The sequence below is a fragment of the Pseudohoeflea suaedae genome (assembly GCF_004354915.1).
Classification (GTDB): domain Bacteria; phylum Pseudomonadota; class Alphaproteobacteria; order Rhizobiales; family Rhizobiaceae; genus Pseudohoeflea; species Pseudohoeflea suaedae.
The window spans coordinates 150,645-165,550 of record NZ_SMSI01000002.1; the positions used below are offsets into that span (position 1 = coordinate 150,645).

15 protein-coding genes are annotated in these 14,906 nt (G+C 65.1%); 12 read left to right on the top strand and 3 right to left on the bottom strand.

All coding sequences use genetic code 11. The annotated features are described in order from the left end of the window. Nucleotides 1–139: 139 nt before the first annotated feature. Complete coding sequence (locus E2A64_RS10750) at nt 140–925, bottom strand: TSUP family transporter (RefSeq protein WP_133284498.1); 786 nt, start codon at nt 923–925, stop codon at nt 140–142. Nucleotides 926–1,100: 175 nt separating this feature from the next. On the opposite strand from E2A64_RS10750, the gene E2A64_RS10755 reads away from it, so the two are divergent. From E2A64_RS10755 to cobM, 8 genes are all read left to right on the top strand, one after another. Continuing rightward, nucleotides 1,101–1,490, top strand: coding sequence for a TerB family tellurite resistance protein (locus E2A64_RS10755; protein ID WP_158285741.1), 390 nt, complete (start codon nt 1,101–1,103; stop codon nt 1,488–1,490). Between the two features lie 5 nt (nt 1,491–1,495). Continuing rightward, complete coding sequence (locus E2A64_RS10760; protein WP_133284500.1) at nt 1,496–1,915, top strand: TerB family tellurite resistance protein; 420 nt, start codon at nt 1,496–1,498, stop codon at nt 1,913–1,915. Nucleotides 1,916–2,274: 359 nt separating this feature from the next. Further along, entirely contained in the window at nt 2,275–3,492 is a 1,218-nt protein-coding gene (locus tag E2A64_RS10765) for a sirohydrochlorin chelatase (RefSeq protein ID WP_133284501.1), read from the top strand. 2 nt (nt 3,493–3,494) lie between these two features. Further along, a complete protein-coding gene (locus E2A64_RS10770) occupies nt 3,495–4,133 on the top strand; it encodes a precorrin-8X methylmutase (RefSeq protein WP_133285027.1) in 639 nt (212 codons plus the stop codon). Nucleotide 4,134: 1 nt separating this feature from the next. Next, the gene (gene cbiE, locus E2A64_RS10775; protein ID WP_244598249.1) at nt 4,135–5,370 is read left to right on the top strand and encodes a precorrin-6y C5,15-methyltransferase (decarboxylating) subunit CbiE; all 1,236 of its coding nucleotides are present in this window, start codon (nt 4,135–4,137) and stop codon (nt 5,368–5,370) included. Continuing rightward, nucleotides 5,367–6,101, top strand: a complete 735-nt coding sequence (gene cobI, locus E2A64_RS10780; protein WP_133284503.1) for a precorrin-2 C(20)-methyltransferase — start codon at nt 5,367–5,369, stop codon at nt 6,099–6,101. The genes cbiE and cobI overlap by 4 nt, the downstream gene beginning before the upstream one ends. Beyond that, entirely contained in the window at nt 6,098–7,987 is a 1,890-nt protein-coding gene (cobJ, locus tag E2A64_RS10785) for a precorrin-3B C(17)-methyltransferase (protein WP_133284504.1), read from the top strand. Before cobI ends, cobJ begins: the two co-directional genes overlap by 4 nt. Next, complete coding sequence (cobM, locus tag E2A64_RS10790) at nt 7,984–8,763, top strand: precorrin-4 C(11)-methyltransferase (RefSeq protein WP_133284505.1); 780 nt, start codon at nt 7,984–7,986, stop codon at nt 8,761–8,763. The genes cobJ and cobM overlap by 4 nt, the downstream gene beginning before the upstream one ends. Here the strand turns inward: cobM and E2A64_RS10795 are convergent. Further along, nucleotides 8,760–9,491, bottom strand: coding sequence for a cobalt-precorrin-6A reductase (locus E2A64_RS10795; protein ID WP_133284506.1), 732 nt, complete (start codon nt 9,489–9,491; stop codon nt 8,760–8,762). The genes cobM and E2A64_RS10795 overlap by 4 nt on opposite strands. Further along, nucleotides 9,484–10,599 (bottom strand): cobalt-precorrin-5B (C(1))-methyltransferase, encoded by a 1,116-nt coding sequence (locus E2A64_RS10800; RefSeq protein WP_133284507.1) that lies wholly within the window; start codon nt 10,597–10,599, stop codon nt 9,484–9,486. The genes E2A64_RS10795 and E2A64_RS10800 overlap by 8 nt, the downstream gene beginning before the upstream one ends. Nucleotides 10,600–10,685: 86 nt before the next feature. Here E2A64_RS10800 and cobA point away from each other — a divergent pair, with 86 nt between their 5' ends. From cobA to cbiB, 4 genes are read left to right on the top strand one after another with little or no spacing between them, the layout of a single operon-like run. Further along, complete coding sequence (gene cobA / locus E2A64_RS10805; RefSeq protein WP_133284508.1) at nt 10,686–11,543, top strand: uroporphyrinogen-III C-methyltransferase; 858 nt, start codon at nt 10,686–10,688, stop codon at nt 11,541–11,543. Further along, the gene (locus E2A64_RS10810) at nt 11,540–12,838 is read left to right on the top strand and encodes a cobyrinic acid a,c-diamide synthase CobB (protein ID WP_133284509.1); all 1,299 of its coding nucleotides are present in this window, start codon (nt 11,540–11,542) and stop codon (nt 12,836–12,838) included. The genes cobA and E2A64_RS10810 overlap by 4 nt, the downstream gene beginning before the upstream one ends. After that, nucleotides 12,816–13,847, top strand: a complete 1,032-nt coding sequence (locus E2A64_RS10815; protein ID WP_158285742.1) for a threonine-phosphate decarboxylase — start codon at nt 12,816–12,818, stop codon at nt 13,845–13,847. The genes E2A64_RS10810 and E2A64_RS10815 overlap by 23 nt, the downstream gene beginning before the upstream one ends. Then, nucleotides 13,844–14,821, top strand: a complete 978-nt coding sequence (gene cbiB, locus E2A64_RS10820) for an adenosylcobinamide-phosphate synthase CbiB (protein ID WP_133284511.1) — start codon at nt 13,844–13,846, stop codon at nt 14,819–14,821. The genes E2A64_RS10815 and cbiB overlap by 4 nt, the downstream gene beginning before the upstream one ends. Nucleotides 14,822–14,906 lie beyond the last annotated feature (85 nt).

The following is a 14,906-nucleotide window of genomic DNA, read 5'->3' on the forward strand; positions in this document are numbered from 1 at the left end:
ACGCGTTCCGGGTGAATTCGGGACGTCCCGTCCGGCCTTCGGCTGGACGGGGCTCTCGCATCTCTCTGGCGTGACGGGCGAGGGCGCCCGAAGGGCGGGCGGCAGCCTGTCAGAAGCGGATTGCGGTCACGCGCGCGTCTCAAAATCCAAGCCACATGCGGACCGGGTGGGTCGGGTCGGCCATCAGCTTGACCGCGAGTGCGGCGCAGGTGACCACCAGCAGAGGCTTGATGATGCGGGCGCCGTTCTTCATCGCCACCCGCGAGCCGATCTGGGCGCCGATGAATTGCGCCGCTCCCATCATCAGGCCGATCTTCCAGGCGATGACGCCGACGAAGGCGAAGACGGCGAAAGCGCCGACATTGGATGCGAAGTTCAGCAGCTTCGTGTGAGCGGTGGCCTTGAGCATGCCGTAGCCGGCGAGCGCCACGAAACCGAGCATGAAGAACGAGCCTGTGCCGGGGCCGAACAGACCGTCATAGAAGCCGATCACCGGCACTATGGTGGCAGTGAACAGAAACGGCGAGAGCCGGCGGATACGGTCGATATCGTCCATGTTCGGCTTGAGCGCGAAGTAGAGGGCGATCGCGATCAACAGGAAGGGGAGAAGAATTCCGAAGATTTCGCCCGGCACATAGGTTGCCGCCAGTGCGCCGACCGCGGCTCCGAGCGCCGAGAGCAGAGCTGCACCACCCTGGGTCTTCAGGTCCACATGCCCGCCACGGGCATATGCAATCGTGGCGGATGCCGAACCGAAGAGCCCCTGCAGCTTGTTGGTACCGAGCGCGGCCACGGGCGGAAAGCCGGCGATGAGCAGGACCGGGATCGTGATGAGCCCGCCGCCGCCGGCGATCGAATCGACGAAGCCTGCGAAGAATGCCGCCGCAACGAGAGCCAGCAGAAAATAGGTCGAAAGATCTTGCATGCGCGGAAGCCGGATAAAATACGAAAATTTCCGCGGAATGCGGGCCAAATGCTTCTGGCACATCCCGCCGGGCTGGACAATCCGCCCAACAATCTTACGATTCGCACATAGAGAATCACAACCAGAAGACCGGGGGCGAGTCTTGATGCTCGGGGGGACATTTCCGGAAGTCATTTTGCGCAAGGCCGTGGCCTCGCGGGCCGTTCGTCGGCTGTCCGGCGATCCTGCGGGGCTTGCGCAGATCCTGCTTCTTTTCCGTGTCGTTCTTGTGGATGGCATTATCGGGGCGCGCGAGCTCGAAGTGTTCGAGGGCATATGCCTGAGGGAATTCGGCATCAGATCCGCGGATCTGTCGCAATTGCACGATGTTCTTGAATCGGCGAAAGGGCAGGCGGCGGAAAAGCAGCTATATGTTCTTCTCAAACAGCTCGACGTCTCGGCGCGCTATCGACTGGTCGGCCTGATGCGGGAGATCGCGAACGCCTGTGACGATAATCAGGAGCAGGCGGTCAGGCTGGTTTTCATGACCGCCAGATTGTTGGGAATGGAAGCGGAGGAGGCATAGGCGGCATGAGCAAGCCAGGCGGTTTCGGCGGAATGGTATCGAAACTCGGCGCGCTGATTTCGGAGAAATCGGCAGTCGAGAAGGTTGCCGACAATCCCGAGTTGATGGCCGAGCTTCTTCTGCTGGTGCGCATGAGTTTTGCCGACGGTTCGGTCAACCCGCCCGAAGCCGTCGCCTTCACCTCGATCCTGGGCCGCGAGCTCGATCTCGACGCCGACGAGGCCGGCGAGGTTCTGCGGTTCATCGACGATTTCGGCTACGAGACAAGTTCGGCGCAGGCCGCTGAAATGCTTGCGGACCTTTCGGAAGACCGCAAACGCGAAGTGATGGCCCATCTGGCGCAGATGGCGCGCGCGGACGGATCTGTCACCGAGGCGGAAAGAGTTCTGTTTCACGCGACCGCCCGGCGGCTCGGGCTCGAGTAGGGCCGTCTTTCCACAACGCTTTGTCATGGATGACGGGAATGGGACGGCATGCGGCGCATTCGCCGTTTGACGCCATGGAGCGGCATGCCTAATGTCCGTCCCCATGTGCGACGGCGCCTGAAAACAGGCTGAGAGATATCCCGGTGCGGCCGACTTATTTCAAGGGTCAAGTCCGGGGCTGTCCGGTTCGGTTTCCTGGTCGGCGAACCCTGTGATCGCGGGCCGGCCCGGCGTTGCGTACGCAAACGACGCCCGATGGGGACGCGGACACGCGGAATGGCTCTTGTTCCCAGATCACGCATTCATTCATCGGGATCGACAACCGAACGCGCGCAAACCGCGCCTGAAGGAAGCGTGAGATGACAAAGACGGGAATCATGGTCTGCGGCCATGGCAGCCGCAACCAGAACGCAGCCCGCGAATTTGCAACGGTCGCGGAAGGCCTGCGCGCCCGCTATCCCGACATGCCTGTCGAGTACGGCTATCTCGAATTCTGCAACCCGGTGATCGCGGATGGTCTCGACAGGCTGCGCTCGGTCGGCGTCGAGCGGGTGCTGGCCGTTCCCGGCATGTTGTTTGCCGCCGGTCACGCCAAGAACGACATCCCCAGCGTGCTCAACACCTATCAGGCGCAAAACCCCGGCATGACGATCGAATATGGTCGCGAGCTCGGGATCGATCTGAAAATGATCCGCGCTGCCGGCGAGCGTATCCAGGAAGCGCTCGATGCTGCCAATCGCGATCGCGGCGAGGTGGCAATCCACGACACCATGCTGATGGTGGTCGGCCGTGGCGCCTCCGATCCTGACGCCAACTCCAATGTTGCCAAGTTAATGCGGATGCTCTGGGAAGGCTTCGGCTTCGGCTGGGGCGAGACCTGCTATTCGGGTGTCACGTTCCCGCTTGTGGGGCCCGGCCTCGAACATGCGGCGAAGCTCGGCTACAAACGCATCATCGTCTTCCCGTATTTCCTGTTCACCGGCGTTCTGGTCAAGCGCATCTATTCGCAGACCGACGAGGTGGCGGCGAAGCACCCGGACATCGAATTCGTCAAGGCACCCTATCTCAACGACCATCCGCTGGTGCTCGACACCTTTCAGGATCGGGTGAAGGAGATCGTCGAAGGCCAGGCGCTGATGAACTGCCAGATGTGCAAGTACCGCGAGCAGGTGCTCGGCTTCGAGGCGGAAGTCGGGCTGCCGCAGGAGAGCCACCACCACCATGTCGAGGGCATTGGCGGGGGGCTGGAAAACTGCCCCTGCGGCGGCGATTGCGATGCCTCCTGCCGCGACGAGGATTTCTGCCGCAAGCACGGCCTTCCATGGACGCCGGTGCACAGCCATGCCGAGCCCGGTCCGCTCGAGCCGGTGCACGACCATCACCATCATGACCATGACCATGACCACCACCACCATCATGGTCATTCTCACGATCATGATCACGGGCATGATCACGGGCATTCTCACGACCATTCCCACCATCATGATCATTCCCACGGGCACGATCATCACCATCATCCCTATCCGCATGCGGATCATCCGCACGGGCCCAGGTCGATGGAAAAGCCGAAAACGTGACCATGGCGGCCGGCTATATCACCGATCCGGCGGAGATCTATCGCCAGTCCTTCGCCACCATCCGTGCCGAGGCGGAGCTGTCTCGCTTCGACACCGCGACAGCCAATATCGTCGTCCGGATGATCCATGCCTGCGGGATGACCGATCTTGCCGGTGACATCGTGGTTTCGGAGGAATTCGCCGCAGCCGGGCAGGCCGCGCTCGTGAAGGGCGGCGCGGTTATCTGCGACGTCGAAATGGTGAGGCACGGCATCATCGGGCGTCTGCTGCCGGCCGAGAACGCTGTGCTGTGCGCGCTGTCCGACCCACGGGTCGCGGAACGGGCAAGGCTGGCCGGCACGACGCGCTCGGCAGCCCAGGTCGAGCTATGGGACGCTCAGCTCGAAGGTGCGGTAGTGGTCATCGGGAATGCGCCGACCGCGCTGTTCCGGCTCTTGGAGCGGATCGATGAAGGCGCCCCGATGCCTGCGGCCATCATCGGCGCCCCGGTCGGCTTCGTCGGGGCGGTGGAATCCAAGGATGCGCTGATCGCCAATCCGCGCGGCGTGCCGTTCATCGCGGTGAGGGGACGGCGTGGCGGTTCGGCAATCGCGGCCGCCGCTCTCAATGCCCTTGCGGCCGGACTGGAAGGACATGGCTGACATGAGCACTCAAGATGGCGTCATGCCCTGGCTCACATTGCTCGGTGTCGGCGACAACGGTCTCGACAGCCTGGCGCCGCCTGCGCGTGCCCTGTTCGATGCCGCCCGGACGGTGATCGCGCCCGCGCGCGTGCTCGCGGAAATCGATGCCGGAGATCGCGAGGTGATCCCCTGGACGTTCGGCGTCAGGCAGACCATCGAACTGCTGCTGGAAAGGCGGGGTGAGCCGATCACCATCCTGGCCACCGGCGACCCGATGCATTTCGGCATCGGGGCGACGATGATGCGTCATATCGGTGCCGACGAGATTCGCGTGATCCCCACGCCCTCTGCCTTCTCGCTGGCCGCTGCCCGGCTTGGCTGGGCGCAGCAGGAGGTGGCGATGATTTCGCTGCACGGGCGCTCTGTTCACGCGCTTGCCGCCCATCTGCAGCCAGGCAACAGGATCATTGCGCTCACCTCTACCGGGCGGACGATCTGCGAGGCGGCGGATATTCTCGTCGCGCGCGGTTTCGGCGGCTCGCGGATCGCTGTTCTCGAGCATATGGGCGGACGACGCGAAAAGATCGTCGAGATGGCCGCGCGGGACATCCGGTCTGGCTCGGCGGAATTCGCTGCCTTCAACACGCTGGCGGTGGATTGTATCGCCGACCCTGATGCGGCTTGCCTGTCACCCGTCCCCGGCTTGCCGGACGACGCGTTCGAGCATGACGGACAGCTCACCAAGCGCGAGATCCGGGCGGCCACGCTCGCGCATCTCGGGCCGATGCCCGGCGCGCTCCTGTGGGATGTCGGCGCGGGCAATGGATCGATCGCGATCGAATGGATGCGGGCCGCACGCGGCGCCAGGGCCGTCGCCATGGAGACCGATGCCGAACGCGTCGAACGGATCGCCGCCAACGCCATGGCGCTCGGTACGCCGACGCTCGACATCCGCCACGGCGAAGCCCCATTGGTGCTTGAGGGGCTCGAAGCGCCGGATGCCGTCTTCATCGGCGGAGGCATGAGCGAGGAGGGCGTGTTCGAAGCCGCCTGGGCCGCGCTGAAACCGGGCGGACGACTGGTCGCCAATGCCGTGACGGTCGAGAGCGAGGCGCGGATTTTCGCGCTGCGAGAGCATTTCGGCGGTGAACTGGTTCGTCTTCAGGTCAGTCGCGCCGAGCCGGTCGGGCGGTTCATGGGCTGGAAGCCGATGATGCCGGTGACCCTGTGGTCGGTCAGAAAGGCTTTCGGATGACTGGCAAACTGTACGGCGTCGGGCTCGGTCCCGGCGATCCGGAACTTCTCACGCTCAAGGCGCTGCGCATTCTGACATCCGTTCCGGTGATCGCATGGCCGGCGCCGGAGGAGGGCGACAGCTTTGCCCGTTCGATTGCCGCCGGCCATCTTCCGGGCGGGCAGGTCGAGATCGCGATCCGGGTGCCCATGCGCGTCGAGCGATTTCCCGCGCAGGAAATCTATGACCGTGCAGCCGAAGAGATCGCGGCCCATCTCGACGCAGGCCGGGACGTGGCGGTCCTGTGCGAGGGCGATCCGTTTTTCTACGGCTCCTTCATGTATCTCTTCGAGCGCCTGGCCGGTCATCACGAGACCGAAATCGTGCCGGGCGTTTCCTCGATCATGGCGGCGGGCGCTGCCTCCGGTCGCCCGCTGTCGGCCCGCAACGACGTTCTCACGGTCATCCCGGGGCCGCTTCCGGACGACGAGATCGCGGCGCGCATCGATGCTTCCGGGGCTGTCGCGATCATGAAAGTAGGTCGTCATTTCAATCGCTTGCGCGCGCTGATCGAGAAAATGAATCTGACGGCTCAAGCAGTTTATGCGGAGCGGGTGACGCTGGCGGGCGAGCGGGTAATGCCGCTGGCCGAGGTGAGCGGCGACACGGCTCCCTATTTCTCGATCATCCTGATCTACAAGGGCGCGGAGAGCTGGGCGAAACCGGCCGCGCAGGCAGAGGCACAGACATGAACTCGAAGACCGCGATCGTCATTCTCTCGGCTTCGGCCCTGCCGGTGGCCAACCGCATCCGGGCTGCAATTAGTGGCGAGATCCACGCGCTCGAGCGACGCGTGGGCGGCTGCGATGTCGCGTTCGATGATGCCGGAACGCATCTTCGGACGCTCTTTGCCGCAGGACGCCCGATCGTCGCCGTCATGGCTGCCGGTGCGGTGATCCGGCTTCTCGCTCCGGCGCTTGCCGACAAGCACGCCGAACCGCCGGTGATCGCGGTCGCCGAGGACGGCTCCGTTGCGGTGCCGCTTCTGGGCGGTCATCACGGAGCCAATGATCTGGCGCGGGAGATCGCCGCGGCGCTTGCGGGAGTAGCCGCCGTCACCACCGCTGGTGACCTGCGCTTCGGCATCGCGCTCGATGCGCCGCCGGAAGGCTATCGTCTGGGCAATCCCGACGCGGCAAAGGCCGTGATGGCCGAACTGGTCGCGGGCGCATCTGCGCGATTGGCCGTTCTCCCTTCAATCCCCGGCAGGACATCTCTGGAGGACGCCGGCGCCTGGCTTCGGACTTCTTCGCTCCCCTTTGCGGAGGACGGGGCCGTGACGCTCACGCTCACCGAGTGCGCCCACCATGCGGGCGATCTCGAACTCGTCTACCATCCGGCGACCCTGGTGCTCGGCATGGGCTGCGAGCGGGGCTGCGAGGCGGCGGAAGCGATTGTCCTTGCCGAGAGGGCGCTTTCGGAAAATGGCCTGTCGGCAGAATCGGTTGCGGCGATTGCCTCACTTGATCTCAAGGCGGATGAGGCTGCCATTCACGCGGTTGCAGGCCATTTCGGCGTGCCGGCGCGTTTCTTCGGCGCCGAGCAGCTGGAGGCGGAGACGCCACGGCTGGCAACCCCGTCTGATGTGGTGTTTGCAGAAGTCGGCTGCCACGGTGTGGCGGAAGGGGCTGCGCTTGCCAGCGTCGGTACGGATGGCGAACTGGCTGTCGCGAAGATCAAGAGCAGGCGTGCCACAGTGGCAATCGCGAGATCGCGCGAGGTGCTTGCAGAGAGCGCACTCAAAGGGCGCCCGCGGGGAAAGCTCTTCGTCGTCGGCATCGGTCCGGGGGCGGAGGGGTGGCGCTCGCCGGAGGTCAGTCGCATGGTGGGCGAGGCGACGGATATCGTCGGCTATTCGCTGTATCTCGATCTGCTCGGTCCGCTCGCAGAGGGCAAGGCGCGGCATGATTTCGATCTCGGCAGGGAAGAGGCGCGCGTCCACCACGCCATGGAGCTGGCGGGCCAGGGCAAGTCGGTGGCGCTCGTCTGTTCGGGCGATGCCGGGATCTACGCCATGGCGACGCTCGTGTTCGAACTTCTCGAAAAGGCGGGCGGCGAGGACGGGCTTACCGATGCCGCGCGCAGGATTTCGATCAAGTGCAGTCCCGGCATCTCCGCGCTGCAGGCAGCTGCCGCTCGCGCGGGCGCGCCGCTGGGACATGATTTCTGCACCATCTCGCTGTCGGATCTGTTGACCCCCTGGGACGATATCCAGCGCCGGGTCAAGGCGGCGGGCGAGGGCGATTTCGTCATCGCCTTCTACAACCCGGTCTCGCGGAAGCGGCGCACACAGCTTGCCTGGGCGCGCGACGAGCTGCTCAATCACCGCCCGGCCTCGACGCCGGTCATCCTCGCCACCAATCTCGGGCGCGAGGGCGAAGCCGTGCGCGTGGTGCCCCTCGGTGATCTGCAGGTCGATGATGTGGACATGCTGACCGTCGTCATCGTCGGCTCGTCCAATACGTCCGTCACCCGGACAGGCGACGGGCGCGACTGGGTCTACACGCCGCGCGGCTATGCCCGGAAGGAAGGCAGCGCCATGAAGCCGGCGACAGAATTGAAGGGAGCGGCTGAATGACCGTCTATTTCATCGGAGCGGGCCCCGGCGCCGCGGATCTCATCACCGTGCGCGGGCTCAGGCTGATCGAGCGCTGCCCGGTCTGTCTTTACGCCGGGTCGCTCGTCCCCGAAGAGATCGTCAAGGCCGCGCCGGAAGGCGCCAGGGTGATGGACACCGCGCCGATGCATCTCGACGCGATCATCGCCGAGATGGAAGCCGCTCACGCCGCGGGGCAGGACGTTGCGCGGGTTCATTCGGGTGATCCCGCGATCTACGGGGCAATCGCCGAACAGATGCGCCGTCTCGACGATCTCGGCATCGATTACGAGGTGGTGCCCGGCGTGCCGGCCTTCGCCGGTGCCGCCGCGCGGCTTTCGACGGAGCTGACACTGCCGGAGATCGCCCAGACGGTCATCATCACCAGAACCGGCATGAAGGCGTCGTCGATGCCCGAGGGCGAGCAGCTCGAAATTCTCGGCCAGTCGAAGGCGACGCTCGCGATCCATCTGTCCATCCGCAATCTCGATTACGTCCGCCGCGCGCTCGAGCCCTATTACGGCGACGACTGCCCGGTGGTGATCGCCTATCGCGCGACCTGGCCGGACGAGCTCTTCATCCGCACGACGCTTGCCGGAATGAAGGACGAGGTGCGCAAGCACAAGATCACCCGCACCGCGCTCATACTGGTCGGCAAGGTGTTCGGCGACGTCGCGTTCCGTGACAGCGATCTCTACAATGCCGACTATTCCCACGTTCTGCGGAATGTCGGGAAAAAGAAGAAAGCGTCCGCCTAGGGAAGTGCCGCGATGAGATCGTCGATCGTCGCGTAGCCGTCCCTGGACGAGACGGGGCGTTCGATCATGATCACCGGCAGGCCCATCCGGCGGGCGGCCTCGATCTTGGCGTAGCCCGCCTTGCCTCCCGAATTGCGGCAGACGATGTGGGTGATTGCGTGGCTGAGAAAGAGGATCGTTTCCACCGCTGCATTGTCGCCGGGGCGTCCGAGCACCAGCGTGTGGTGGCGCAGGTCCGGCTTCCGCTCGGGCTGGTCGATCATGCGCACGACGAAATGGGCGTCATCGCGGTCCTCGAAGGCGGCAATATGCTGGGAGCCGAGCGCGAGGAAAACGCGGGCACGCGGTGGAATGGCGTCGCGCGCCGCTTCCAGGCTTTCGACCTCGATCCACCTGTCGCCATCCTCCCTTGACCAGCTCGGGCGGGCGAGCCGGTAGAGCGGCACGCCGGAGATGCCGGCCGCCTCCACCGCATTGTCGGATATCGTCTTTGCGAAGGGATGGGTGGCGTCGATGAAGAGGGAGACGTGGTTTTCCGTCAGCCACTGCGCGAGCCCCTCGGCGCCACCGAAGCCGCCGATGCGGACCTCGCCCGAAAGGGGCGACGGCTCTTTCGTCCGGCCGGCCAGCGACGTGACGAGACGGGCATCGGGGCGGGCGATGACGAGACGCGCGGCGAGCTCCGCCGCTTCCCGTGTGCCGCCGAGGATGAGGATGGTCTCAGTCACGATCGGCCCCGGATTGCGCGAGGATGTTGCCCTGCCTGTCGGTTACAAGGATATCGACCGCGACCGGGGCTTCGCGCAGCGTCTCGAGTGCGGTCATGCGGGCATCTCGCGCGATGGCAGCAGCGAGGTCGATGCCTTCTTCGCGAGTCAATTCAAGGGCTTCAAGCGCGGTATTGGCAGACAGAATCCTCTTCCTCACGCTTTGATTCAAGTTTGGTCCGGCCCTGTCCGCAAGCCACTCCATGTCGACCTGGCTTCTGCCTGAATGGAGGTCGAGCGCGCCCTGGGCGAGCTTGGAGAGCTTGGCGAAACCGCCGGCGATCGTCAGCCGCGGCAGCGGGTGCTGGCGCAGATATTTGAGCAGTCCGCCAGCGAAATCGCCCATGTCGAGACAGGCGATATCCGGCAGCCCGAAAAGGTCCCGTGCGGTCTTCTCCGAGGTCGAGCCGGTGGAGCCGAGAACGTGCTCGAGACCGGCTGCGCGGGCGACATCGATACCGCGATGGATGGAATGGATCCAGGCCGAACAGGAGAAGGGATTGACGATGCCGGTGGTGCCGAGGATCGACAATCCGCCCTTGATGCCGAGGCGCGGGTTCCACGTCATGTCGGCAAGCGCCTGGCCACCCGGAACGGAAATCTCGATCTCGAAATCGGGCGCCACGCCATGTTCGGCGCTGACGGTTTCGACCGTCTCCGTCATCATCCGGCGGGGCACCGGGTTGATCGCCGGTTGGCCGGGATCGACAGGCAGGCCGGGAAGGGTGACCATGCCGACACCTTCGCCGGCCCGGAAGACGACGCCCGTCCGGGGCCGGCCTCTGCGCACGGTGGCGACGATCGTTGCGCCATGGGTGACATCGGGGTCGTCGCCCGCGTCCTTGACGATGGCGGCCATGGCTTCATCCCGGCCCAGGGTTTCGCGGGCAAGTGCGAAGGACGGCGTCTGGCCGCGCGGCAAGGTAATCGTGACGGGATCGGGGAACCGACCGGTCAGGAGCGCGGTCAGGGCCGCCCTGGTGGCGGCCGTTGCGCAGGCGCCCGTCGTCCAGCCGCGCCTCAGCTCGCTGCCGGATTCCGTCGTCTCCTGTCGGTTTTTCTCCCTCATGCGGGTCACATTATTCCTATTGTGCGATTGCCGATATAGCGCCCGCGCGATAGACCGGAAAGCGATAAGGAGCGATCGTCGACCAGATGGAAAACGGACTGGGACATATCACCCGGAACCTGCCGGACATGAAGCCGGGCGAAGTCTGGCTGGTGGGCGCGGGGCCGGGCGATCCGGGGCTCTTGACGCTTCACGCGGTCAACGCGCTGTCGCAAGCCGATGTTATCGTTCATGATGCGCTCGTGAGCAATGATTGTCTCGGGCTCGCCAAGCCGGGCGCCGAGATCGAATATGCGGGCAAGCGTGGCGGCAAGCCTTCCGCCAGGCAGCGCGACATTTCCTATCGTCTGGTCGAACTCGCGAAGCAGGGCCGAAAGGTCCTGCGGCTCAAGGGCGGCGACCCGTTCGTCTTCGGGCGCGGCGGCGAGGAAGCGTTGACACTCGTCGAGCACGGCATACCCTTCCGCATCGTTCCGGGGATCACCGCGGGCATCGGCGGACTGGCCTATGCCGGAATCCCCGTCACCCATCGCGAGACCAATCACACCGTCACATTCCTCACCGGGCACAATTCCAGCGGCGCGGTTCCCGACGGGATCGATTGGCAAGGCGTGGCGCGCGGAAGCCAGGTGATCGTCATGTACATGGCGATGAAGCATTTCGACGCCATTGCAAACCGCCTGATGGAAGCCGGCCGCGACGCCGGCGAAGCGGTGGCCTTCGTGACCGACGCCTCGACCGCCGATCAGAAAGTGCTCGAAACCACGCTCGGCCGGGCGGCCGCGGATCTCGCGGAATCCGGCCTCGAACCACCGGCGATCGTGGTGGTCGGCAAGGTGGTCGAATTCCGCAAGGCATTCGACTGGCTCGGCGCATTGTCGGGCAAGACGCTGACGCCGGACCCGCTCGGCACCCGTGCGGTCGAGCAGAAGGACAGCGCATGAAGGGTGTAATGCTGGCCGCGCCCCAGTCGGGTTCGGGCAAGACGACGATAACGCTGGGGCTGTTGCGTGCGCTCAAGAGGCGCGGCGAAAAGCTGGCGCCGGCGAAGGCGGGACCCGATTATATCGATCCGGCCTTTCATTCGGTCGCCTCCGGCGCCGTCTGCATGAATTACGACCCGTGGGCGATGCGGCCGGACTTTCTCCGCGCCAATGCGAGCCTTGCCTCAGAGGGCGGGCGCATTTTCGTTCTCGAAGCGATGATGGGGCTTTACGACGGCGCCGCCGACGGAACCGGCTCATCGGCGGATCTGGCGCGGCTTCTTGGCCTGCCCGTGATCCTCGTCATCGACTGCGCCAAGCTCTCCCATTCGGTCGCGGCCATTGCCAGGGGCTTTTCCGACTTCTCGCCGGACCTCTATATCGGCGGCGTGATCCTCAACCGGGTCGGCAGCGAGCGCCACGAGCGGATGCTGCGATCGGCTCTCGAACACGCCAATGTCGATTGTCTCGGCGCGATGCCGCGGGATGAGGCGCTGGTTGTTCCCGAGCGGCATCTGGGACTTGTGCAGGCCGGGGAAAACACCGATCTGGAAGCCTTCGTCGACGCGGCTGCCGTCCGGATCGAGCGTCATGTCGATGTCGGCAGGATCGGGAAACTGGCAAGGCTCGGGACGCCCTTCGAGGTGCCTGCCAATATTCTGAGGTTGCCGCCGCTCGGTCAAAGGATCGCCATCGCGCGCGACCTGGCCTTTGCCTTTTCCTACGAACACATGCTGCTCAGCTGGCGGCGGCGCGGCGCGGAGCTGAGCTTCTTCTCGCCGCTGGCCGATGAAGCGCCTGCCGAGGACGCGGATGCGGTCTTTCTTCCGGGTGGGTATCCCGAGCTTCATGCGGGCCGGATAGCAGGTGCCGCGACCTTCAAGGACGGGATGACGCAGGCTGTCGCGCGCGGCGTCCGTGTGTATGGCGAGTGCGGCGGCTACATGGTGCTGGGCGAGGGGCTGATCGATGCCGAAGGGACCCGTCACGAAATGCTCGGTGCCTTGCCTCTGATGACGAGTTATGCGGAGCGCAGGCGGAGCCTTGGCTATCGCCGGATACAGGCTGAACCGGACTTCATCTGGCCGATGCCGCTCAGAGCGCACGAGTTTCATTATTCGACCGTGGTCGAGGAAGGGGCGGGCGAGGCGCTGTTCTCGTCGATCGATGCCGAGGGCAACGAATTGCCGAAAACCGGCCTCCGGCGCGGCAACGTCGCCGGCTCCTACATGCATGTCATCGACATGGAAGCATGAGGGTATCGCGGTGATCGATCACGGCGGAGCGCTTCTCGACGCCATCGCGCTCCATGGCGGAAGCCGGGAGGATTGGCTGGACCTGTCGACAGGGATAAGCCCGGTCAGTTTTCCGCTGCCGGATTTCTCCCCCGACAGCTGGCGGCGGCTGCCCGATCCCGCGCTGACGCGTCGCGTCGCTGAACTTTCCCGCATCCATTACGGCGGCGCGACCGATCCGGTGATCACGCCGGGCAGCCAGGCGGCGATTCAGCAGCTGCCTTTGCTTGCCCGTCTCGCAAGGCCCGGGGCCAGCGATGTCGCCATACTCGCGCCGACATACGGCGAATACGAGGCCGCATTCACACGCGCCGGCTTCTCCGTGCGCACCGTCGTCTCGCTCGACGCGGCGCAGGATGCCGATGCGGTGGTTCTCGCCAATCCCAACAATCCCGACGGCCGCCGCCTGGCGGCTGACGAGCTGGCGGATTTCGCCCATTCACGAGGAAGCCGGCTGACCATCGTCGATGAGGCCTTTGCCGACTGTCATCCGGAGGTCAGTGCCGTGGGCCGGACAGGAGGCATTGCCGGGCTAATGGTCTTGCGCTCCTTCGGCAAGTTTTTCGGCTTGGCCGGAGTGCGGCTCGGCTTTGCCTTTGCGTCCCGGCGAATGGCGGACGCGCTTTCGGAGGCATTGGGTCCGTGGCCGGTTTCAGGGCCTGCGCTCGAGATCGCGGCCCATGCCTTCTCTTCGCCGGAGAGAATTGCCCTGCAGCGGAACGAAATCGAGCGCTGCCAGTCGCTGACGGCAGAGGCCGTCGGCAAATCCGGCATTCCGGTCGTCGGGCAGACCGCGCTGTTCGTCCTGCTCGACGTCGGTGACGGCGCGGCAGCCCGCGACGCCCTTGCGGGCCATCGTATTCTTGCGCGCGCCTTCGATCACTCGCCACGCCTGCTGCGGCTGGGGCTGGTCGCGAACGCCGTGGAGGGGGCGCGTCTGGCTTCGGCTCTCAAGGCGCTCAAACCGTGATCCGGCTGGGCATCCTCTTTCTCGCTTTGCTCATCGACAGGCTGGTCGGCGACCCCGACTGGCTGTGGCGCAGAATGGCGCATCCGGTGGTCCTGATCGGCGCGATGATCGGATTTGCGGACCGCTCCTTCAACGAGCCGGCCGTCCCCGCTGCCACGCGCAGGCGGCGCGGTCTCGTCGCGATTGCGGGACTGGTGGCGATCTCGGTGGCGGCCGGCTGGCTTCTGTCCGATCTCTTCGGCCTGTTCGGCTGGGCGGGCTTGGCGATTGAAGCCATCGTCGTGTCCATCTTTCTTGCGCAGAAGAGCCTGTTCGATCACGTGGTGGCGGTTGCCGAGGGCCTGCGCACCGGTGGGATTGAGGGAGGGCGCAGGGCCGTCTCGATGATCGTCGGTCGTGATCCGGAGGCGCTCGACAGCTCGGATGTCTGCCGCGCGGCGATCGAGAGCCTCGCGGAAAACTTTTCCGACGGCGTCGTCGCGCCGGCGCTCTGGTACCTGATCGGCGGGTTGCCGGGTCTCCTGGCCTACAAGACGGTCAATACGGCCGACTCCATGATCGGACACCTGAATGCGACGTACCGCGATTTCGGACGGGCGTCCGCGAAACTCGACGATGTGATGAACTGGCCAGCCGCGCGCCTTTCGGCGTTGATCCTCGTTGCGGGAACGTGGCTGGCCGAGGGATACGACGCTGCGCGCAATGCGGCTGGCGTGGCCCTGCAGGATGCCGGTCTGCACCGATCGCCCAATGCGGGCTGGCCGGAAGCAGCCGTCGCGGGTGCCCTGGGGCTGGCGCTGGGCGGTCCGCGCCGGTATGGCGATCTGGCCGTCAGCGCGGCTTGCCTGAATGGCGCAGGCACTCGCCGGGCCGGGCCGGACATGATCGAAAAAGCGGTCCGGATCGGCCTCAGATCGACCGAAATTCAGCTTGTTGCCGTGTTTCTGTTAATGCTGGCGCTTGCAAGCTTCTAACGAAATCAACGGCTTGATCTTTTCAATCAACCTGGATGTCTCGATTTAACTTTATTTGATCATCCCGCAACGATACTCTCGCCGA